The sequence below is a fragment of the Amycolatopsis sp. NPDC089917 genome, assembly GCF_040684635.1.
Taxonomy (GTDB): Bacteria; Actinomycetota; Actinomycetes; order Mycobacteriales; family Pseudonocardiaceae; genus Amycolatopsis.
Genome location: NZ_JBFBGL010000104.1, coordinates 1 through 18,590 on the forward strand (window position 1 = coordinate 1; position 18,590 = coordinate 18,590).

At 68.9% G+C, this 18,590-nt stretch carries 20 protein-coding genes; 11 read left to right on the plus strand and 9 right to left on the minus strand.

The features are described 5' to 3' along the window. The coding region (locus AB0N89_RS39130; RefSeq protein WP_364216142.1) for a TetR/AcrR family transcriptional regulator C-terminal domain-containing protein at window positions 1-742 on the minus strand (742 nt) is incomplete at its 3' end. 58 nt (window positions 743-800) lie between these two features. Between AB0N89_RS39130 and AB0N89_RS39135 the strand changes: the two genes are divergently transcribed. After that, entirely contained in the window at window positions 801-1,256 is a 456-nt protein-coding gene (locus AB0N89_RS39135; protein WP_364216145.1) for a hypothetical protein, read from the plus strand. Here the strand turns inward: AB0N89_RS39135 and AB0N89_RS39140 are convergent. Beyond that, the gene (locus AB0N89_RS39140; RefSeq protein WP_364216148.1) at window positions 1,225-2,496 is read right to left on the minus strand and encodes an extracellular solute-binding protein; all 1,272 of its coding nucleotides are present in this window, start codon (window positions 2,494-2,496) and stop codon (window positions 1,225-1,227) included. The two genes, AB0N89_RS39135 and AB0N89_RS39140, sit on opposite strands and share 32 nt — an antisense overlap. 98 nt (window positions 2,497-2,594) lie before the next feature. Beyond that, window positions 2,595-4,232: a long-chain fatty acid--CoA ligase gene (locus tag AB0N89_RS39145; RefSeq protein WP_364216151.1), complete on the minus strand. Its 1,638-nt coding sequence runs from the start codon at window positions 4,230-4,232 to the stop codon at window positions 2,595-2,597. A gap of 445 nt (window positions 4,233-4,677) precedes the next feature. On the opposite strand from AB0N89_RS39145, the gene mihF reads away from it, so the two are divergent. Next, window positions 4,678-4,989 (plus strand): integration host factor, actinobacterial type, encoded by a 312-nt coding sequence (mihF, locus tag AB0N89_RS39150; protein WP_005155963.1) that lies wholly within the window; start codon window positions 4,678-4,680, stop codon window positions 4,987-4,989. A gap of 107 nt (window positions 4,990-5,096) precedes the next feature. Next, window positions 5,097-6,245, plus strand: coding sequence for an isochorismate synthase (locus AB0N89_RS39155; RefSeq protein ID WP_364216154.1), 1,149 nt, complete (start codon window positions 5,097-5,099; stop codon window positions 6,243-6,245). Here the strand turns inward: AB0N89_RS39155 and AB0N89_RS39160 are convergent. Continuing rightward, window positions 6,242-6,931, minus strand: a complete 690-nt coding sequence (locus AB0N89_RS39160; RefSeq protein ID WP_364216157.1) for a 4'-phosphopantetheinyl transferase superfamily protein — start codon at window positions 6,929-6,931, stop codon at window positions 6,242-6,244. The genes AB0N89_RS39155 and AB0N89_RS39160 overlap by 4 nt on opposite strands. Next, window positions 6,928-8,268, minus strand: a complete 1,341-nt coding sequence (locus AB0N89_RS39165; RefSeq protein WP_364216160.1) for a cation:dicarboxylase symporter family transporter — start codon at window positions 8,266-8,268, stop codon at window positions 6,928-6,930. Before AB0N89_RS39165 ends, AB0N89_RS39160 begins: the two co-directional genes overlap by 4 nt. Window positions 8,269-8,394: 126 nt before the next feature. Here AB0N89_RS39165 and AB0N89_RS39170 point away from each other — a divergent pair, with 126 nt between their 5' ends. Beyond that, window positions 8,395-9,564, plus strand: coding sequence for an acyl-CoA dehydrogenase family protein (locus AB0N89_RS39170; protein ID WP_364216163.1), 1,170 nt, complete (start codon window positions 8,395-8,397; stop codon window positions 9,562-9,564). 69 nt (window positions 9,565-9,633) lie between these two features. Here AB0N89_RS39170 and AB0N89_RS39175 read toward each other — a convergent pair whose 3' ends face one another. The 4 genes from AB0N89_RS39175 to AB0N89_RS39190 are packed head-to-tail and all read right to left on the minus strand — an operon-like array spanning window position 9,634 to window position 12,935. Continuing rightward, window positions 9,634-9,960: a hypothetical protein gene (locus AB0N89_RS39175; RefSeq protein WP_005155958.1), complete on the minus strand. Its 327-nt coding sequence runs from the start codon at window positions 9,958-9,960 to the stop codon at window positions 9,634-9,636. A gap of 58 nt (window positions 9,961-10,018) precedes the next feature. Continuing rightward, window positions 10,019-10,660, minus strand: coding sequence for a TetR/AcrR family transcriptional regulator (locus AB0N89_RS39180; protein WP_364216173.1), 642 nt, complete (start codon window positions 10,658-10,660; stop codon window positions 10,019-10,021). Continuing rightward, window positions 10,651-12,195 carry an AMP-binding protein gene (locus AB0N89_RS39185; RefSeq protein ID WP_364216176.1) on the minus strand — a complete coding sequence of 515 codons (1,545 nt, stop codon included), beginning with the start codon at window positions 12,193-12,195 and terminating at the stop codon, window positions 10,651-10,653. The genes AB0N89_RS39180 and AB0N89_RS39185 overlap by 10 nt, the downstream gene beginning before the upstream one ends. After that, a complete protein-coding gene (locus tag AB0N89_RS39190; protein WP_364216179.1) occupies window positions 12,192-12,935 on the minus strand; it encodes an enoyl-CoA hydratase/isomerase family protein in 744 nt (247 codons plus the stop codon). Before AB0N89_RS39190 ends, AB0N89_RS39185 begins: the two co-directional genes overlap by 4 nt. Window positions 12,936-12,981: 46 nt before the next feature. Here AB0N89_RS39190 and AB0N89_RS39195 point away from each other — a divergent pair, with 46 nt between their 5' ends. From AB0N89_RS39195 to AB0N89_RS39225, 7 genes are all read left to right on the plus strand, one after another. Further along, window positions 12,982-14,610, plus strand: a complete 1,629-nt coding sequence (locus tag AB0N89_RS39195; protein ID WP_364216182.1) for an amidohydrolase — start codon at window positions 12,982-12,984, stop codon at window positions 14,608-14,610. A 5-nt stretch (window positions 14,611-14,615) separates the two neighbouring features. Further along, complete coding sequence (locus AB0N89_RS39200) at window positions 14,616-15,065, plus strand: GNAT family N-acetyltransferase (RefSeq protein WP_364216185.1); 450 nt, start codon at window positions 14,616-14,618, stop codon at window positions 15,063-15,065. Window positions 15,066-15,100: 35 nt separating this feature from the next. Next, window positions 15,101-15,784: a metal-dependent transcriptional regulator gene (locus tag AB0N89_RS39205; RefSeq protein WP_020631721.1), complete on the plus strand. Its 684-nt coding sequence runs from the start codon at window positions 15,101-15,103 to the stop codon at window positions 15,782-15,784. 186 nt (window positions 15,785-15,970) lie between these two features. After that, on the plus strand, window positions 15,971-16,357 hold the full coding sequence (locus tag AB0N89_RS39210) for a hypothetical protein (protein WP_005155949.1): 387 nt from the start codon (window positions 15,971-15,973) through the stop codon (window positions 16,355-16,357). A 10-nt stretch (window positions 16,358-16,367) separates the two neighbouring features. Beyond that, on the plus strand, window positions 16,368-17,426 hold the full coding sequence (locus AB0N89_RS39215) for a zinc-dependent alcohol dehydrogenase family protein (RefSeq protein WP_364216189.1): 1,059 nt from the start codon (window positions 16,368-16,370) through the stop codon (window positions 17,424-17,426). 86 nt (window positions 17,427-17,512) lie between these two features. Beyond that, window positions 17,513-17,650, plus strand: coding sequence for a hypothetical protein (locus AB0N89_RS39220; RefSeq protein ID WP_364216192.1), 138 nt, complete (start codon window positions 17,513-17,515; stop codon window positions 17,648-17,650). Continuing rightward, complete coding sequence (locus AB0N89_RS39225) at window positions 17,638-18,273, plus strand: alpha-ketoglutarate-dependent dioxygenase AlkB (protein WP_364216195.1); 636 nt, start codon at window positions 17,638-17,640, stop codon at window positions 18,271-18,273. Before AB0N89_RS39220 ends, AB0N89_RS39225 begins: the two co-directional genes overlap by 13 nt. The last annotated feature ends 317 nt before the right edge of the window (window positions 18,274-18,590 follow it).

The following is an 18,590-nucleotide window of genomic DNA, read 5'->3' on the forward strand; positions in this document are numbered from 1 at the left end:
AATACCCCAAATCATTTTTTATTTTTTTTTTGTTTTTTTTTCTTTTGTTTTCTCTCGCGTTCTTGGGGTTTTGGTCTACCACCCCCCCCCCCCCACTCACGACCACCTCGACCGACGCGGTGCCGGCGCTCTTGTTCGGGCCCTTTGTGCGGGCTTCGAGGCCGTCCAGGATCACCTCGACGCCCAGTTCGAACAGGTCTTCGCCGCTCTGCGCCGCGAAGGCCGGGCCGAGCCTGCTCACGTGGGGGTAGGTCGCGAGCCGTTCGAGGAACGCTTCGTCCGGCTTCCGCGCGGAGAAGGACTCCGCCGAGGCGAGCACGTGCGCGGTGAGCAGTCGCGAGACACCCGCGGTGTCCTCTTCCGAGAACCCCGCCTTCAGCAGGATCCGCGCGGTCGTTTCGATGTGGCCCAGCCGGTGCGGCCCGGTCGGCGGTCGTTCCCGCACCAGCGCGGCCGCGTCCCGGTGGCGCAGCAGCAGGGCCCGGAACTGGCGAAGCCCGCTCGCGAGCTGTTCACGCCAGGGCAGCGAGCTGTCGATCTCGAAGGCGTCGGCGCAGATCGCCTCGGCGACGAGGTCCAGCAGCTCCGCCTTGTCCTTCACGTGCCAGTACAACGTCGGTGAGCTGACGCCGAGCTTCGCCGCGAGACGCCGGGTGCTCAGCTCCGCGAGACCGGTCTCGTCGAGCAGTTCGACGGCGGCCTCGGTGATCTTGGCGAGGTCCAGCGAGCCTTTGCGTGCCACCCGCGGACTCTATCAGTGATAGATTCGTCTCTATCACTGATAGAGAACGGGGGAAGTGATGCTCTGGACACCGAGGATCCGCCTGGTCACGGTGCTGTGCTCGATCGTTTTCGTGATCGGGACGGCGGTGCAGAACTATGTGATCATCGATCTGGACCTGATCGAAGCGAGCATGCGGCTCAAGGGCGCGGACACCGCCGACGCGCCCTCCTACCTCAGTGCGTTGCGGCTGGTGGGGAACGTCTTCATCGTCGGCAACGCGCTCGGACTGCTGGTCTGGTTCCGCTGGCGCCCGCTCTTCTGGCCGGTGCTCGCGGTCAACGTCGGTCAGGCGTTCGGCGTGTTCGTCGTGCCGTTCGAGGTGCACCGGGCCGCGATCGACGAACACGGTTGGGCGGGGGTGCTTCCGTCGCTGGTCACCGACGGGGGTGCGCTGATCCTGGCGATCGTGCTGATCGTCGCGTACGTCCGCTCGCGGCGGCTCACGCGGACAGGCGGCCCAGTTCGGCTTTGACGGCCTCGACGGCCTTCTTCGTCTCGGCGGCCGGGTCGGCGCCGTCGCGGGCGATGCGGCCCAGCGCGTCGACGAGCGCGGTGTTCGCCGTCGGCGTCCACAGTGGACCGGCGGCGCGGCCGTTCTCCTTGACCAGCTTCGCGGCGTCGCCCGCCGCGGCGACCTTGTCCAGCACGCTCAGCCGCGCGGGCAGGTGGAAACCGAACCTGGTGGCGAACTCCTGCTGGAAATCGGTGCGCTCCAGCCACAGCCACTTGACGAAGTCCTTGGCCGCGTTGGGGTTCAGGCTCTTGGAATGCACCATCGCGCTCAGGCCGTCGACGGGGACCGACGGCGCGCCCGACTCGTCGAGCCGGGGGAAGGCCAGGACGCCGAAGTCGTCCTTCACGGTGTCCTGGATCTTCGGCAGGTTCCACAGCCAGGTCCACTGCATGGCGGCGAGCCCGTCGATGAACGGGATCGGGTCCGGCCAGTCCGTCGAAGCGCCGAGCAGCAGCGAACCGTTGAGCTCGTGGAGTTTCGCGAACGCCGTGGCGGCACGCGGATCGTCGAAGCCGACGGATTTGCCGTCCTTGACGTAGTCGAGCCCGGCCGACCACAGCAGCGGCCCGGCGAGCGCCGCCGCGCCCGCGTCGTTGCCGGCGAACAGCCCTTTGACGCCGTCCTTGGAGAGTTTCTTCGCCGCGTCGACGAGTTCGTCGAGCGTCTGCGGCGGCCGCACTCCGGCCTCTTGAAGGAAACTCTTGCGGTAGAAGAGAACTTGGGTGTCGAGCGCCTGCGGGACGCCGTAGATCTTGCCGTCGACGGTTTGCGCGGTGAGCACCGAGGCGTTGAAATCGCCGCGCGCGGGCCCGACGACGTCGTCGAGCGGGACGAGGAGGTTTTGCCGGACGCGGTCGACGGTGACCCGGCCTTCAAAGACGTCCGGAACCGGGCCCGCCGTCAGCGCGGCGTTCAGTTTCGTCTCGTAGTCGTCGGGATTCCACTGCACCGCGACCTTGGACTTCTGGTACGCGGCCGCGTAGCGCGTGACGGCTTCCTGGACACCGGGTTCGGGATACGGGTGGTACCACTGCGCGAGGTCCACCGGCTTCGGTTTCGGCCGGGTCATCCCGGCGGAGTAGGCCGTCGACGGGGGCGGGCTTCCTGTTTGGACACTGTTCGACCCGCAGGCGGAGAGCGAGGAGAGCGCCGTCGTCCCCGCCAGAGCCAGGAACGCGCGCCTGCTTGTCTTACGCACCAACAAACCCTTCGCCGAACGCCGTGAAGGCCATCTCCGGGGACAGGGTCCCTCAAGATGGCCTTCACGGAAGGGCAGGCGCGCGGGAGATTAACCCGTTAGAGCTGACTGATGTCGAGTTTGCCTTCGGAGTGGAACGCCCGAAGCCGCTTCTTGTCGAACTTGCCGACGCTGGTCTTCGGCACTTCGTCCACGAAGGTCCAGTTCTCCGGGAGCTGCCACTTCGCGACCTTGCCGGACAAGAACTCGCGCAGTTCCTCGGCCGTGACGCTCTGGCCTTCCCGGAGCACGACGGCGACCAGCGGGCGCTCGTCCCACTTCTCGTCGGGGATGCCGACCACGGCCGCCTCGGCCACCGCGGGGTGGGCCATCACCTGGTTCTCCAGGTCCACCGAGGAGATCCACTCGCCGCCGGATTTGATGACGTCCTTCGCGCGGTCGGTCAGCGTGAGGTAGCCGTCCGGGCTGATCTTGCCGACGTCGCCGGTGCGCAGCCAGCCGTCGTGGAACTTCTCCGGATCGGGTTCGTCACCACTCGTGCCGCTGTAGTACGACGCCGCGATCCACGGCCCCTGCACTTCGAGTTCGCCGACGCTTTCGTTGTCCCACGGCAGTTCCTCGCCGTTGTCGCCGATCAGGCGGGCGCTGACCGACGCCGGGAACCGGCCCTGGGTGTAGCGGTACTCCCACGCCTTCTCGCCGGTCGCGGCCGCGGGAGGACGCGCGACGCTGCCCAGCGGCGACGTCTCGGTCATGCCCCAGGCGTGCAGGATCGGCACGTCGTAGCGGTCCTCGAACGCGTGCATCAGCGACGGCGGCGCGGCCGAGCCGCCGACGACGACCTCGCGCAGATGCGAGATGTCCTGCGGGTTCGCGTCGAGGTGCGACAGCAGGCCCTGCCAGATCGTCGGGACGGCGCCGGCGAAGGTCGGCTTCTCGGCGTCGAGCATCTGGGCGATGGGGGCGGGCTGGAGGAAGCGGTCCGGCATGAGCAGCGACGCGCCGACCATCAGCGCGGCGTACGGCATGCCCCAGGCCATCGCGTGGAACATCGGGACGATCGCGAGCGCCTTGTCGTGCTGCGCCAGCCGCATGCTGTCGGTCATCGTGACCTGCATGGAGTGCAGCCAGATCGACCGGTGGGAGTACGCGACGCCCTTGGGGTCACCCGTGGTGCCCGAGGTGTAACACATCGCGGCGGCCGAACGCTCGTCCACCTCGGGCCAGTCGAAGGTGCCCGGCTGGCCGGCCAGCAGCTCGTCGTAGGAGTGCACCTGGACGCCGTCGGGCGCCGGGAGCGCGGAGGCGTCGCCGTTGGCCACGATGACGTGACGCACGGTCTTCAGCTCGGGCAGCTGCTTGGCCAGCAGCGGGATCAGCGTGCCGTCGACGATGACGACCTGGTCCTCGGCGTGGTTGGCGACGAAGACCAGCTGCTCCGGGAACAGCCGGATGTTCAGCGTGTGCAGTACCGCGCCCATCGCGGGGATGGCCAGGTACGCGGCCATGTGCTCGGCGTTGTTCCACATGAACGTGCCGACGCGCTGATCGCCGGTGACGCCGAGGCTCCGGAGCGCGTTCGCGAGCTTGGCGGCGTGTTCGCCGAGCTCACCGTAGGTCTCGCGGCGGGCTTCTGAACCGGTCCAGGTGATGACTTCGCTCTCGGAGTGCACCTTGGTGCCGTGGCGGAGCAGCCTGCCCAGCGACAGCTGTCCGTCCTGCATCGTGCTCAACATCGCGTACTCCCGTGGTGCTCGTTCTCCGGTGAACTGGGGTTGGGCCGACTCTAATGCGGGTGAACTGGTCAGTAACGTCGCAGGCAACCGTTCGGTCACAGTGTCGCGCTAACGGGTGTTCGCCGGTTCGGGTCAAGATCATCAATAATTCGTATTTTTCCTACCATGAAACGAAAAATGGCTAACAGTGCGAAGTGATGACATCGCTCATAAGGGTGATGAACGCCATCGAATCGCCGCCCGAACGGCGTGTTTCCGCAGGCTGAGGCGGGTTGCCCGTGGCGTGGTCGAGGGGTAATAAGTGCGTGTCGGTTTCACGGCCGGGGAACGGGTGGCGTTTACTGGAGCCGTGGTACAGAGACGGCTGGCCAGCGCTTGCTCTTGCAAGCATGGTTAAAGGCCGTCGGCCGCGAAAGCGGAGACCTGAGATGAAAGGACTACTACGTTGGCTCTGCCCACGTTGACTCCGGAGCAGCGCGCCGATGCCCTCGCCAAGGCGGCTGAGGCTCGCAAAGCGCGCTCCGAGCTGCTTGCGTCGATCAAGTCCGGCAAGGAGAGCATCGACAAGGTGCTCAAGCAGGCCAAGGAGAACAAGACCATCGGCAAGACGAAGGTCACGCAGCTGCTGAAGGCCGTGCCCGGCCTGGGCGCGGTCAAGGTCGCCGCCCTGCTGGAGCAGGCCGGGATCGACCCCGACCGGCGTGCCGCCGGCCTGGGTGAGCGGCAGCGCGAGGCCCTCCTCGAGGCGCTGAAGTAACGCTTCAGCCCAGGTCACGGGCTGTCCAGGGGAAGGTGTTGCCTGAGAGGCTGTTGCCCGGGCAACACTTTCCCCTGGTCTCAGCCGGAGCCTGGGACGCTGGTGGGGTGACGACCAGTACCGCACCGGCGACCCCGGCAGACCTGGCCGCCCGCTACGTGCGGGGCGACTTCCTCCTGGCCACGGCCCGGCACGCGCTCCTCGCGAGCGGCACCGCGGCCACCGCGACCGACACCGATCCGGCGCGGCTGTCCCGGGCGCTCCCCGGGCTGTTCACCGACTCGGGCGCTCCGATCGCGGTCGGAGTCCTGCCCTTCGACACCAGCGACGGCACCTCGACGCCGGGTCATCTGGTCCTGCCCCGCACGGTGCACCGCGCGTCTTCCGGTCGCGGGGCCGTCCCGTCGCGCACCGCCCTCCCTCAGCCGGTCAAGGTCACTTCCGTGCCCGAACCGGAGGCGCATCTCGCCGCCGTCCGCGCGGCCGTCGCGGCGCTGAGCGACCGCGACCTGCGCAAAGTCGTCCTTGCCCGCGCGCTCGACCTCGATTTCGCGGACGCCGTCCCGGTCGCGGACGTCGTCCGGAACCTGGCGAACGGGAACCCCCGGCACACCACCTACGCCGCGCAGCTCCCCGGCGGGCGCACCCTGGTCGGCGCCACCCCCGAACTCCTGCTGTCCCGCACCGGCGGCGCCGTGCTGTCCCGGCCGCACGCCGGGTCGATGCCCCGGTCGGCGGACCCGGCGATCGACAAGGCGAATGGTGAGGCACTGCTGGCGTCCGAAAAGGACCATGTCGAACACGCCGTGGTGGTGGAGTCCGTCGTCGAGATCCTGCGGCCGTTCTGCCGCACGCTCGACGTGCGCGGCCCCGGACTGGTCTCGACGCCGGCGATCTGGCATCTCTCGACCACGGTCACCGGTGAGCTGATCGACCAGGACGTCACCGCGCTGGACCTCGCCGCCGCGTTGCACCCGACCCCGGCGATCTGCGGAACGCCGACCGACGCCGCGCGCGCCCTGGTCCAGGAGCTGGAGCCGTTCGACCGTGCGTACTACGCAGGCGCCGTCGGCTGGGTCGACGCGGCCGGAGACGGCGAATGGGCCGTCGGGATCCGGTGCGCTGAGATCGCCGACACCTCCATGCGGCTGTACGCCGGCGGCGGCATCGTGCCCGCGTCCGACCCCCGGACCGAATTGGACGAGACGTCGGCGAAGTTCCGCACCCTGCTGGCCGCCATGGGCCTGGAGATCTAGAGGGTCACGAAGTCTTCGGTGACCGAGATGTCGTCCGACGTGATCAGCGCGACCGCGGCCCGGTAGCCCTCGGCCGCCTTCAGGTCCGCGAGCCGGGTCCGCGCCGGGTCGAGCGCGGCGTGGCTCGACCGGACCAGCCGCGCCTCCTCGTCGTACCCGGAGAACGTGATGCTCTGCAGCGGGATCTTGAGGCCCTTCCCGGTGGCCTTCATGACGGCTTCCTTGCGCGTCCAGTACGTGAAGAACGCCGTCGCGCGGTCCGCTTCGAGCAGACCGGAGATCGCGGCCTGCTCGGTCGGGGTCAGCGCGTACTCCATGAGTGAGTCCTCGGCCCGCCTGGTGGCCGTCTCGACGTCGAGGCCGACCGCGGTCCCCGCGGTGGCCGCGACGCCGATGAGGTCGCCGGAATGCGAGATCGACAGCATCAGCGGCGCGTCCGGGACCCGGGGGCGGCCGTGCGGCTTGCCGCAGTCTTCGCAGGTCGCGTCGAACTTCACGTCCTCGACGGCCAGGCCGAGCCGCTCGGCGGCGACGGACTTGGCCAGCACCCGGCCGGTCAGGAACCGGCGTTTGTCGATGTCCTGACGGTAGTTCTCGTACCGGCCCTGTTCGAGTTCGTCGAGCAGGGCCAGGAACCGGGGTTCAGCGGGCAGGGGCGGGGACCAGCGGACCGCACATTCGATCACGTCTCCTTTTTACCCGACTCGGCACTGGCATCACTCGAGTTTTCGTCGAGCAGCGTCGCCTCGTCGAACGGCGACTCGCCGTTCAGCGTCCGGTCCAGCTGCTCTCGGTCGATCTCGTTGGTCCAGGTGCCGATCAGGATGGTCGCGACGGCGTTGCCCGCGAAGTTCGTCAGCGCGCGGGCCTCGGACATGAACCGGTCGATGCCGACGATGAACCCGACGCCGTCGACCAGCTCCGGCCGGTGCGAGGACAGCCCGCCCGCCAGCGTCGCGAGCCCCGCGCCGGTGACCCCGGCGGCACCCTTCGACGCGATGATCATGAACACCAGCAACGAGATCTGTTCGCCGATGGTCAGCGGTTTGTCGAGCGCGTCCGCGATGAAGATGGACGCCATCGTCAGGTAGATCGCGGTGCCGTCGAGGTTGAACGAGTACCCGGTCGGCACGGTGATGCCGACGACGGGTTTGGAGACGCCGGCGTGCTCCATCTTCGCGATCAGCCGCGGCAGCGCCGACTCCGAGGACGACGTCGAGAGGATCAGCAGGAACTCGCGGCCGAGGTACTTCAGCAGCTTGAGGATGTTGACCCTGGCGAACACGCCGATGATCAGCCCGAGCACCACGAACACGAACAGCCCGCAGGTGATGTAGAAGCCGAGCATGATCACCGCGAGGCTCTGCAGCGCCTTCCAGCCGGTCTCGCCGACGACGGCGGCGATCGCGCCGAACGCGCCGACCGGGGCCGCCCACATGATCATCGCCAGGATCCGGAACACGAGCCGCTGGATGTGCTCGATGCCGCGGCGGATCGGCTCGCCCTTCGTGCCCAGTTTCTGCAGCGCGAACCCGGCGAGCAGCGCGACCAGCAGCGTCTGCAGCACCTCGCCCTCGGTGAACGCCGAGACCAGCGTCTTCGGGATGATCCCGAGCAGGAACTCGACGGTGCCCTCGCTCTTGGCGATCTGGTCCTGGCCCTTTTCGGCGATCTCGGGGGTCAGGTGCAGCCCGGTGCCCGGCTGCAGGATGTTGCCGACGACCAGGCCGATGACCAGCGCGACCGTCGACATCACCAGGAAGTAGCCGATCGCGAGCCCGCCGACGCGGCCGACCTTCGCGGCCTTCGCCACCGAGCCGACGCCGAGCGCGATCGTGCAGAAGATGATCGGCGAGATCATCATCTTGATCAGGTTCACGAACCCGGTCCCGAGCGGCTTGAGTTCCTTGCCGAGCTCGGGGAACAGGATGCCGACCGCGATGCCGAGACCGACGGCCGCGATGACGGCGATGTAGAGGTAATGGGTCCGGTCCCGCTTCGCCGCGGGTGCCTGCGTGCTCATGGGTGCCCTTCAACGAGACGAGAACAGGTTGCGAAAACTTATGACAGTTTCTCGGCGAACGACAACCGAAGCGGTACGCTGAACTAAGCGAGCGCTTAGTCAATGCCGAAGAGGAGCGGGCTGACCATGGATTTCTCTCTCAGCGTCGAGGAACGCGAGGTGCGCGACTGGGTCCGCACGTTCGTCCAGAAGGACCTGATGCCGCGTGAGCAGGAGGTGCTGCGCCGCGAACGCGCCGGTCAGCCGGGGCTCACCGGTGAGGAGCTGCGCGAGCTGCAGCTCAAGGCGAAGGAATCCGGCTTCTGGGGCGTGCAGACGCCCGAGGAGTACGGCGGCATGGGCCTCTCCGCGGTGATGACCGCGCTGCTGGAGGCCGAACTCGGCCGCACGTTCGTGCCGTTCCGCTTCGGCGGCGCCGCGGACAACATCCTCTACTACGCCAACGACGAGCAGAAGGAGCGCTACCTGCTCCCGACGATCTCGGGCGAACGCAAGTCGTGCTTCGCGATCACCGAACCCGGCGCGGGCTCGGACGCCAAGGCCATCCGGACCTCCGCCCGCAAGGACGGCACCGACTGGGTCATCAACGGCGAGAAGACCTTCATCACCGGCGGCAACGAGGCCGACTTCGTGATGGTCTTCGCGATCACCGACCCGGAGAAGGGCGCGAACGGCGGCGTCACCTGCTTCCTCGTCGACCGCGACGCGGGCTGGAAGTCCGAATACATCGACACCATGGGCGAATGGGGCCCGGCGGCGCTGGTCTTCGAGGACGTCCGCGTGCCCGAGACGCAGATCCTCGGTGAACTCGGCCACGGTTTCGACCTGGCCATGCAGTGGATCGGCGCCGGCCGCTACCTGCTGCCCGCCCGCGCGATCGGCTCCTGCGAACGGCTGATCTCGATGGCCATCGAGCAGGCCAACACGCGGGAGACGTTCGGGCAGAAGATCGCCGAGCGCCAGGCCATCCAGTGGATGATCGCGGACTCCGGCACCGAACTGGAGGCCCTGCGCTGGCTGGTGCTGCACGCCGCCTGGCAGGTCGACCAGAAGCTGGACTCGCGGCACGCGCAGTCGATGGCGAAGCTGTACGGCGGGGTGAAGGCGAACGAGATCGTCGACCGCGTCCTGCAGATCCACGGCGGAATGGGCTATACGCGGGAACTGCCGGTCGAGCGGTGGTACCGCGAACTGCGGCTGCTGCGGATCTACGAGGGCACCGACGAGATCCAGCGCCGGACCATCGCGCGCAACCTGCTGAAGGGGCACGTCAAGGTCGGCGGCACCCTGGGCTGAGACCCGGTGAAGCGACGAAGGGGCCTTCCCCGGCGCTGTCCGCCCGGGAAAGGCCCCTTTGTGTCGGCTCTAGTCTTCCTTCTGGTTCCGCATCGCGATCGGGACCCCGGCCAGGTCCTCCTCGTTGCAGAGAAGCTTCACGTCGTAGTAGGGCGAACCCTTGCGGTCGTCGTAGTCGAGATGGACGGCCAGCACATCGACCGGTTCCCCGAGCCACTCCTGAGCCTGGCGTAGCCATGTCGCGCACCGTTCGAGGGCCGTGGGCAGGTCGTCGTCGCGGAAGCCCACCGGGCGGTAGGGGACGTCCTGCACCTGATCACGGGGGTTCGAAGGCACCGGCAACGCCGGCGAGAGACCCGAGTCGTCCAGTTCGAGTTGGATCGTTTGCTCAGTCACCCTTCGAGCGTCCCCCAGAGAAGCCGTCTGAGCAAGGCGTACAAGCCTAAAGTCGCCGCTAAACGGGCACTCGCCACACTCCCGAGACCACTTCACGGCAGTTTTGCAGTGCCGCGACGTCGAGAGGACGTTCACAGGCGAGTGCGCGCAGAGCCAGTTCCGCGTAATGCGAGGCCAGCTGATCAAGGGTGAGCGGCCCGCTCGGCGAATACCAGCGCGCGACCCCGCTGCACATCTCCACCAGTGCGAGCCTGGTGACCGAAGGCTGGCCGGTGTGGAAGACGCCGGCCGTCACACCGTCTTCGATGGCGTCCGCCCACAGCCTTTCGTAGGCGTCGCGCAGCTCGACGACGCCGGCCCTGGCGCCCGCGGTGAGCGCGTGGACCTCGTTGTCCACCACGCGGGTGTCATCCGGCTGGATGGCGTGCGCGAGGACGTGCAGGGCCACCAGGGATCCGAGCCGGGACACGGGATCGGTGAGCCCGGCGGTCGCCTGCTCGGCCGCGTCGAGCAGCCGCCGGAGCGACTCGTTCATGATGGCCACCAGCAGATCCTCTTTGGTGCCCATGTAGTGGTACAGGCTGGCGGAGGAAAGCTCCGCCTCCTGCGCCAGATCCCGGATGCCGGTGCCGTGGAACCCCTTGGTGGCGAACAGTTTCACCGCCGCCTGCCGGACCCGTTCACGGGTGTTCACAGCCATGTCCCGGTGGTCCTGTCCCAAGATCCGGCGCGGAGGTCTTCCGCCTTCTTCAGCTCGCCCTTGGCGACCCGTTCCGACGGGGTCATCGGCAGTTCCGCCGCGAAGGCCCAGAACCGGGGAACCTTGAAGTAGGCCAGTTTCGCCGCGCAGAACTCCGCCAGCTCGGCCGGTTCGCAGCGGTGGCCCTCGTTTTCGCCGAGGACGAGGTACGCCTTGACCTCCTCGCCGCGGATCTCGTCCGGCACCGCGACGACGGCGGCGAGCTTGACCGCGGGATGCAGCTGCAACGCCCGTTCGACCTCGTCGGCGGAGATGTTCTCGCCGCTGCGGCGGATCATGTCCTTGGTGCGGCCCACGTAGTACACGCGGCCCTGGTCGTCCATTGTGGCCAGATCGCCGGTGTGGAACCAGCCGCCGTCGAAAGCGCGCCGGGTCGCTTCGACGTCGTCGTGGTAGCCGTGCATCAGGCCGACCCCGCGGATCAGGAGTTCGCCGGTTTCCCCGCGCGGCAGCGGTTTCCCTGCCGCGTCCGCGATCATCACCTCGCGCGTGGGGGCGGGCCTGCCGAGGCAGCCGGTGCCGACGGTCTCCTCGTGATCCGCCGGGTACATCCGGATGTCGCCGCCGGTCTCGGTCATGCCGAACGCCTCGTACCACGGCGCGCCCCAGCGTGCTTCGAGCGCGGCGTGCAGGTCGCGCGGGATGGCCGACGCGCAGATCGCGCGGACCTGATGGGCCTTGTCCAGCTCGCTTTCCGGCTGGCGCAGCAGGAGTGTCGGCATCAGGCCGAGGCAGTAGAACCAGGTGACGCCGTGTTCGCGGACCTTCTCCCAGAACGTCGACGGGTGGAAGCGGTCGAGCACCACCAGTGTCGCGCCGCCCGCGAGCCCCAGCGCGACGTTCCACTGTGGATCGATGTAGTGGAACGGTTGCGCGGTCAGGATGACGTCGTCCGCGCCGACCGCGGGGAAGTCCGTCGCCAGGCTGATGGACAGGGTCGTCCAGTACCGGTTCGGCAGGACGCAGCCCTTGGGGGCGCCCGTGGTTCCCGAGGTGTACTGGATGTTGACCGGGCGTTCGCCTTCGCCGCCGAATTCGGCGGCGCCGCCGGGATCGGCGAGTTCGCCCGGCGTGAGCACGCGTTCCAGCGAGGTTTCCGGCGCGATCCTGGTCAGCAATTCCAGGAATTCTTCGCCCGCGACGGCGAACCGGGCGCCGGAATGCCGGAGCACGTGGGCACCGTCGAATTCGCGGTACCCGGTGTTGACCGGGACGAGCACGCCGCCGATCTTGGCCAATGCCAGCCACAGCAACGGGAATTCGGGCTGGTTGCGCAGCATGACCGCGACCCTGTCGCCGGGCTGGACGCCGAGGTCCTGCAACGCGCGGGCGAATTCCGTGCTGCGCGCGTCGACTTCGGCGAAGGTGAAGCTTTCGCCGGTGGAGTCGAAGATCCACGCCGTTTTGTCCGGCCAGAGCGCGGCGGCCCTGGTGGTCAGCCCGAGGAGGGTGTCGATCCCGGCGAGCGAGGTCATGTCCGGCTCCGGAAGGCCTCGGCTGACGCGGCGACCTCGGCGGAGTGCTCCGTGATCAGCGCGTGGCTGACCTCCAGTTCGAGCGCGGCGTCGAGCGAGCTGTCGATACCGGAATCGAGGGCGCGTTTGGCCATCGTGGCCGCGGCCGCCGGATGGGAGGCGATCTTGGCCGCCCAGGCGAGCGCGGTGTCCATCAGGCCGTCGGCGGGCAGGACGGCGTTGACCAGGCCGAGGTCGTGCGCCTCGGCGCCGCTCACGCGTTCGCCCAGCAGCAGGAGTTCCTTGGCCTTCAGCGGGCCGACCAGTAGCGGCAGCAGCCGGGACGCGGCGCCCGTGACGCTCAGCCCGAGCGAGACCTCGGGGAAGGCGAAGACCGCGTCGTCGGCGGCGAGGATCAGGTCGCAGCCCATCGCGAACTCGGCGCCCGCGCCGATCGCGTAGCCGTGGACAGCGGCGATGACGGGCTGGCGGAGACCGCGAAGGCGGCGTGTCACGTCCTGTAACCGGTCGAGCCGCGGGCGTGAATCACCCTCGGGGGTGGGCTCCTTGAGATCGTGACCCGCACAGAACGCGCGCCCCCGGCCGGCGAGCACGACGGCCCGCGCGTCCGACTTCGCAGCCGCGTCGAGCGCCTCCAGCAGGTCGTCGACCAGTTCGGCGACCACCGCGTTGAGCCGTTCGGGGCGGTTCAGCCAGATCACTGCGATGCCGTCGTCGAGTGCGTAGTCCACGGTGCTCATGACGCCGAGCCTAGACGACCGATCGATCGATCGATAGGGTCGAATCATGCGGGTCGACATGGTTTACGAGAACGCCCGGTTCCTCACCGGCACGGGGGAATCCGTAGCGCTTGCAGCGCTGAACGGACGAATCGTCGCGTTGGGACACGACGCAGCCGCGCTTTCCGCAAAGAAGCGCGTCGACCTCGGCGGCTCGGTCGTGGTGCCCGGTTTCCACGACGCGCACAACCACATGGCCTGGTTCGGCATGGCGCTCGACGACGTCGCGCTGTCGGATTGCCGCAGCGTCGACGAGGTGTACGACGCCGTCGCGCGGCGCGCGGCCGAGACCCCGCCGGGCGGTTGGGTCATCGGCAGCGGCTACGACCAGAACAAGCTCGTGGGCGGCCATCCGACGCGGCAGGGACTCGACCGCGCCGCTCCCGGGCATCTCGTGCGGCTCAAGCACACGTCCGGGCACATGACCGTGGTCAACTCCGCCGTCCTGGAGCGGCTGGACCTGGGGAACGTGCCGGTGGGCGGTGACGTCGTCCGCGACGGCGACGGCTCGCCGACCGGCCTGCTGCGCGAGCAGGCCCAGCTCCTGCTGCGGCCGTTGACCTATCCGACGCCGGTCGAGCGGGTCGTGCGCGGACTGGACCGGGCGAGCGAGCGCTACCTGGCCGAGGGCATCACGAGCGTCCAGGAGGCCGGGATCGGCGGGGGTCTCGTGGGGGAGACTCCCGCGGAACTCGCCGCCTATCAGCTGGCGCGCGAGCGCGGGGTGCTGCGGGTGCGGAGCACGGTGATGGTCGCGGCGAGCGTGCTCCACGACCTCGACGCGGGTGCCCGCTCCGAGGCACGTTTTCCCGCCGAGGAGCCATCAGCGCTGTACGGGCTCGACCTGGGGATGCGCACCGGATTCGGCGACGAATGGCTGCGGATCGGCGCGATGAAGCTGTTCGCCGACGGTTCGCTGATCGGCCGGACCTGCGCGATGCACGAGCCGTTCGCCGGCGAACCGGACAACGTCGGCTACTTCCAGGTGCCCGAGGACGAGATCGCGAGGACGATCGCCGCCGCGCACCGGGCGGGCTGGCAGATCGCGACGCACGCCATCGGCGACCGCGCGATCACCGTCGTCCTCGACGCCTACGAAGCCGCGCTGAAGGCCGACCCGCGGCCTGATCACCGGCATCGCATCGAGCATTGCGCGGTGCTGCGGCCCGAGGAGCTGAAGCGGCTGGCCTCGATGGGACTGATCGCGTCGCCGCAGGGCCGGTTCGTCAACGAGATCGGCGACGGGATGCGCGCCGCGCTCGGCCCCGAACGCGAACCGTGGTGCTACCGGCTCAAGAGCCTGCTCGACGCGGGCTGCGTGCTCCCCGCCAGCTCGGACCGCCCCGTCGTCGAAGGGGCGCCGCTGCTCGCGCTGGCCGACATGGTGCGGCGGAAGACCGCGTCCGGTGTCGTGCTGGGTCCCGATGAGCGGCTCACGCCCGTCGAAGCCCTGCGCGCGTACACCCACGGCTCCGCGTACGCCGCTTTCGCCGAGAAGGACCTGGGCACGCTGGAGATCGGCAAGCTCGCGGACTTCGCCGTCCTCTCGGCCGACCCGACCGACGAGTCCACTTTGGATTCGATCCACGTCGTCGCCACCGCCGTCGGCGGCGACCTCGTCTACGAACGGAGCTGAGACTGATGCCGGTGCGGGACGCCGTCGCGGACGACATCGAGGAGATCTGCGCGCTCATCGAGGAGCACGCGGTCTACGAGGACAAACACGATCTGAAGCTGGACCGCCAGGAGATGGCGGGGTTCCTCTTCGGACCCGACCCGAAGGCGTGGGTGCTGCTCGCCACCCCGCCGGACGATCCGGGAAAGGTCGCGGGCTTCGCCTTCTGCAGCTGGAACTTCTCCACCTGGGAAGCGCGGCCGGGGATCTGGCTGGACGACCTCTTCGTGCGTCCGGACCACCGCCGGTTCGGCCTCGGGCGGGAGCTGCTCGACGAGCTGAGCGCCCGGACCCCCGGCCGGGTCGAATGGGACATGCAGGAGGGCAACGAGAAGGGCGAGGCGTTCTACGCCCAGCTCGGCGCCGACCCCGTCCCCGGCTGGATCCGGTACCGCTGGCGACCGCACGCTGGGTGAGTCACGGCCGAGCGGCAAGCCGTAAACTCGCACCCATGGGTGAAGGGGCAAACCGCAGGTCGTCGTCGGTCGAGGACTACGTCCGGGTGATCTACGGGCTGGTGGAGCGCGGCGAGGCCGTCACCAACACGTCGCTGGCCGGACGGCTGGAGGTCAGCCCGTCCTCGGCGTCCGGCATGGTCACCAAGCTGTCCCAGCTGGGGCTGGTCGCGCACGTGCCGTACCGCGGGATCGAGCTGACCACCGAAGGCAGGCAGCTCGCCCGTTCGGTGCTCCGCCGCCACCGGCTGATCGAGACGTACCTGGTGTCCGAGCTCGGCTACACCTGGGACGAGGTCCACGCCGAGGCCGACGCGCTCGAACACGCGGTGTCGGACAGGCTGGTCGAGCGGATCGCGGCGAAGCTCGGCAACCCGGTCCGCGACCCGCACGGCGATCCGATCCCCGCGCCCGACGGCAGCGTCGAGGAGATGCCGATGCGCATCCTCGACGACCTCCCGCCCGGCGCGGTCGGCGAGATCGTCCGCGTCTGGGACACCGACCCGGAGCTCCTGCGCTACCTGACCGAGCACTCGATCGGCCTCGGCGAGCGCATCGAGGTCGTCGAACGTCAGCCGTTCGGCGGCCCGATGGTGGTCAAGGTCGGCTCGCCGCCGGACGCGGCGACGCACGCCATCGGCAAGGAGATCGCGCAGGCACTGTCGGTCGCGCTGCGCTGACGTGTCCACTGTGGACACCTATCGGACGGTGCGCGCGGTGGGAATTTTCCCTACGTCCCTGCATAATTCGGATTCCGCGCACGTCACCCACATGCCGTGCGGATCGGTGATCTAAGACCCTTCCGATCATGTGCCCCCACGCCTAGGCTGCGCTATTCCGGGTGGCTAAGCGAGCGTGCGAAGGCGATGACGATGACCGGTCAGCGGACACACACCATCGACCGGGGGGTGGCGGAAGGACGTGAACTCAGGCGGCTGCTGGAGACCGGGCCGTTCGCGGACGCCCTCAGGGCGGCGATCAGGGCCAGGGGTCTCGGTCTCGATCGGATCCGATATCGGCTGAGGGGACGGGGGTGCTCGGTCAGCCTCGCGACGCTGAGCCACTGGCAGTCCGGCCGTTGCCGTCCCGAACGGCCGGAATCCCTGCTGGTGCTCAAGAATCTCGAAGAAATACTCGGGGTGCCGCCGGAGTCCCTCTCCCGGCTTCTCGGGCCGCCACGCGGACGTGCGGCCCGGTGTACGGTGCCCGGCGAGGGCCTGGTGACGCAGCGGGGCCGGGACACGGGAACGTAGGGAGCAAGGGGTGCGGGCGGTCGTCTTCGAGGAGTTCGGGGTGCTGCCCGAGGTACGCGAGGTGCCGGATCCGGTCGCGCCGCCGGGCGGGGTGGTGATCGGCGTCGAGGCGACCGGGGTGTGCCGCAGCGACTGGCACTCCTGGCAGGGCCACGACGCGTCGGTGACGCTGCCGCACGTCGCCGGGCACGAACTCGCCGGCCGGATCGCGTCGCTCGGCGAGGGCGTCCGCGGCTGGTCGGCGGGCGACCGGGTGACGGTGCCGTTCGTCTGCGCGTGCGGCACCTGCGACCGGTGCGCGGCCGGCGACCAGCAGATCTGCGACCGCGAGTTCCAGCCGGGCGCGACCCATTGGGGCTCGTTCGCCGAGTACGTCGCCCTCGAAAACGCCGAGGTCAACCTCGTGGCGCTGCCGGACTCGCTCTCCTCGGCCGAGGCGGCGGCGCTGGGCTGCCGGTTCGGGACGGCGTTCCGGGCGGTGCTGCGCCAAGGCGGGGTCCGGCCAGGTCAGTGGGTCGCGGTCTACGGCTGTGGCGGCGTCGGGGTGTCGGCGATCCTGCTGGCCGTCGCGGCGGGTGCCTCGGTGGTCGCCGTCGACCCGTCGCCGCGGGCCAGGGAGCTGGCCTCACGGATGGGGGCGGCGCTGGTCGTCGATCCGTCGGCGTTCGAGGATCACGAAGCCGTCGCTCTTCAGGTCCGGGAACTGACCGGCGGCGGTGCGCACGTCTCCCTCGACTGCCTCGGCTCGCCGAGCACCTGCGCGGCCTCGATCGGCAGCCTCCGCAAGCGGGGACGGCACGTCCAGGCCGGGCTGATGCCGCCCGCGCAGGGCATCGCGCCGATCCCGATGCACCGGGTGATCGGCGGGGAACTGGAGATCGTCGGCGTCCACGGCCTGCAAGCGCACGAGTACCCCGAGATGCTGCGGGTGGTGAAGACCGCCGGAATCGATCTCGAAGCCATGATCGGCAAGCGGGTCGGGCTCGAGGACATCCCCGCGGTGCTGGCGGCGATGAACGATCCCGTCCCGGCCCAGGCCGGGGTGACGGTGGTCGAACTCGCGCGGTGACCGGGTGTACGCGTTGTGGTCAACCCGCCGATCGGCCTAATCCGAAAGGTGGTTTCTCGCGGCCGGTTGTGGAAGGTTTCTTCGCTGTGACAGTCAGGGATGCCCCGTCTCGCCCGCGTCTCGTCCAGCGGGTGCTGCGACGGTTCACCGCGGCCGGTGTCCTGGTGCGGGGGCACCGGATCATCGGCGCGCGCCCTGGCAGACTCGACCCGTGGACGCGCTGATCCCTCGCCCGCGCGCCGAAGTCGCGCCCGGTGCCGTGCATGTGCCCGACTGGCTCGACCTCGACGCCCAGCGCCGTCTGGTCGAAACCTGCCGCGGCTGGCGCGGTTACCGGCGGACGCGGCTGCCGAACGGCGGGGTCATGTCGGTGCGGACGGTCTGTCTCGGCTGGCACTGGCACCCGTACCGGTACTCGAAGGTGACCGACGACGGCTCGCCGGTCCTCCCGTTTCCGGGCTGGCTGGGCGATCTCGGGCGGCGGGCTGTCACTGACGCTTACGGATCTTCGTCGTATGAACCCGACATCGCGCTGGTGAACTTCTACGACTCCGCCGCGAAGATGGGGATGCACCAGGACAAGGACGAGGCCTCGCTGGAGCCCGTCGTGTCGCTGAGCCTCGGGGACGCGTGCGTCTTCCGGTTCGGGAACACGTCGGATCGCGGGCGGCCCTATACGGACGTGGATCTGCGGTCGGGGGATCTGTTCGTGTTCGGCGGGGAGTCGAGGCTGGCTTTTCACGGGGTGCCGCGGGTGTTGCCGGGGACGGCTGATCCCGAGCTGGGGTTGGTGGGGCGGCTGAACATCACTTTGCGGGTTTCGGGACTTCCTTCTCGTTCTGATTGAGAGGCAAGGCAAATATGGCTCGATCGAGTCGCCCGCCGAGCAGGGCCTTCGAGGCACGCGGCCCGAACCGCTCCGCAGGAGCCGATCGAGGCCTCGACCGTCCACAAGAGACGGTCCTCCCGGCTGGACTGGTGTCCACTGCGGACACTTGTCACCGGCTGGATGTCTGTTTCGTGGCCGAATGGGCGATTTTGCCAAGGGGTCGTGAGTGGCGATTCGGGTTATTGAGGGGCAAGGCCAATGTGGCGTGTTGTGTCGCTCGCCCGTGCGTCGGCCTCGGGTGTCGCGAAAGCCACTTTCGGGACACCCGATGCCCC

Bases quoted from the DNA above. Each gene is read 5' to 3' on its own strand.
- AB0N89_RS39190 (WP_364216179.1), bottom strand. From the start codon at position 12,935: ATGAGCACCGTGGACTACGCACTCGACGACGGCATCGCAGTGATCTGG.
- AB0N89_RS39145 (WP_364216151.1), bottom strand. From the start codon at position 4,232: ATGTTGAGCACGATGCAGGACGGACAGCTGTCGCTGGGCAGGCTGCTC.
- AB0N89_RS39205 (WP_020631721.1), top strand. From the start codon at position 15,101: ATGGGTGAAGGGGCAAACCGCAGGTCGTCGTCGGTCGAGGACTACGTC.
- AB0N89_RS39135 (WP_364216145.1), top strand. From the start codon at position 801: ATGCTCTGGACACCGAGGATCCGCCTGGTCACGGTGCTGTGCTCGATC.
- AB0N89_RS39180 (WP_364216173.1), bottom strand. From the start codon at position 10,660: ATGGCTGTGAACACCCGTGAACGGGTCCGGCAGGCGGCGGTGAAACTG.
- AB0N89_RS39185 (WP_364216176.1), bottom strand. From the start codon at position 12,195: ATGACCTCGCTCGCCGGGATCGACACCCTCCTCGGGCTGACCACCAGG.
- AB0N89_RS39210 (WP_005155949.1), top strand. From the start codon at position 15,971: ATGACGATGACCGGTCAGCGGACACACACCATCGACCGGGGGGTGGCG.
- AB0N89_RS39165 (WP_364216160.1), bottom strand. From the start codon at position 8,268: ATGAGCACGCAGGCACCCGCGGCGAAGCGGGACCGGACCCATTACCTC.
- AB0N89_RS39195 (WP_364216182.1), top strand. From the start codon at position 12,982: ATGCGGGTCGACATGGTTTACGAGAACGCCCGGTTCCTCACCGGCACG.
- AB0N89_RS39200 (WP_364216185.1), top strand. From the start codon at position 14,616: ATGCCGGTGCGGGACGCCGTCGCGGACGACATCGAGGAGATCTGCGCG.
- AB0N89_RS39170 (WP_364216163.1), top strand. From the start codon at position 8,395: ATGGATTTCTCTCTCAGCGTCGAGGAACGCGAGGTGCGCGACTGGGTC.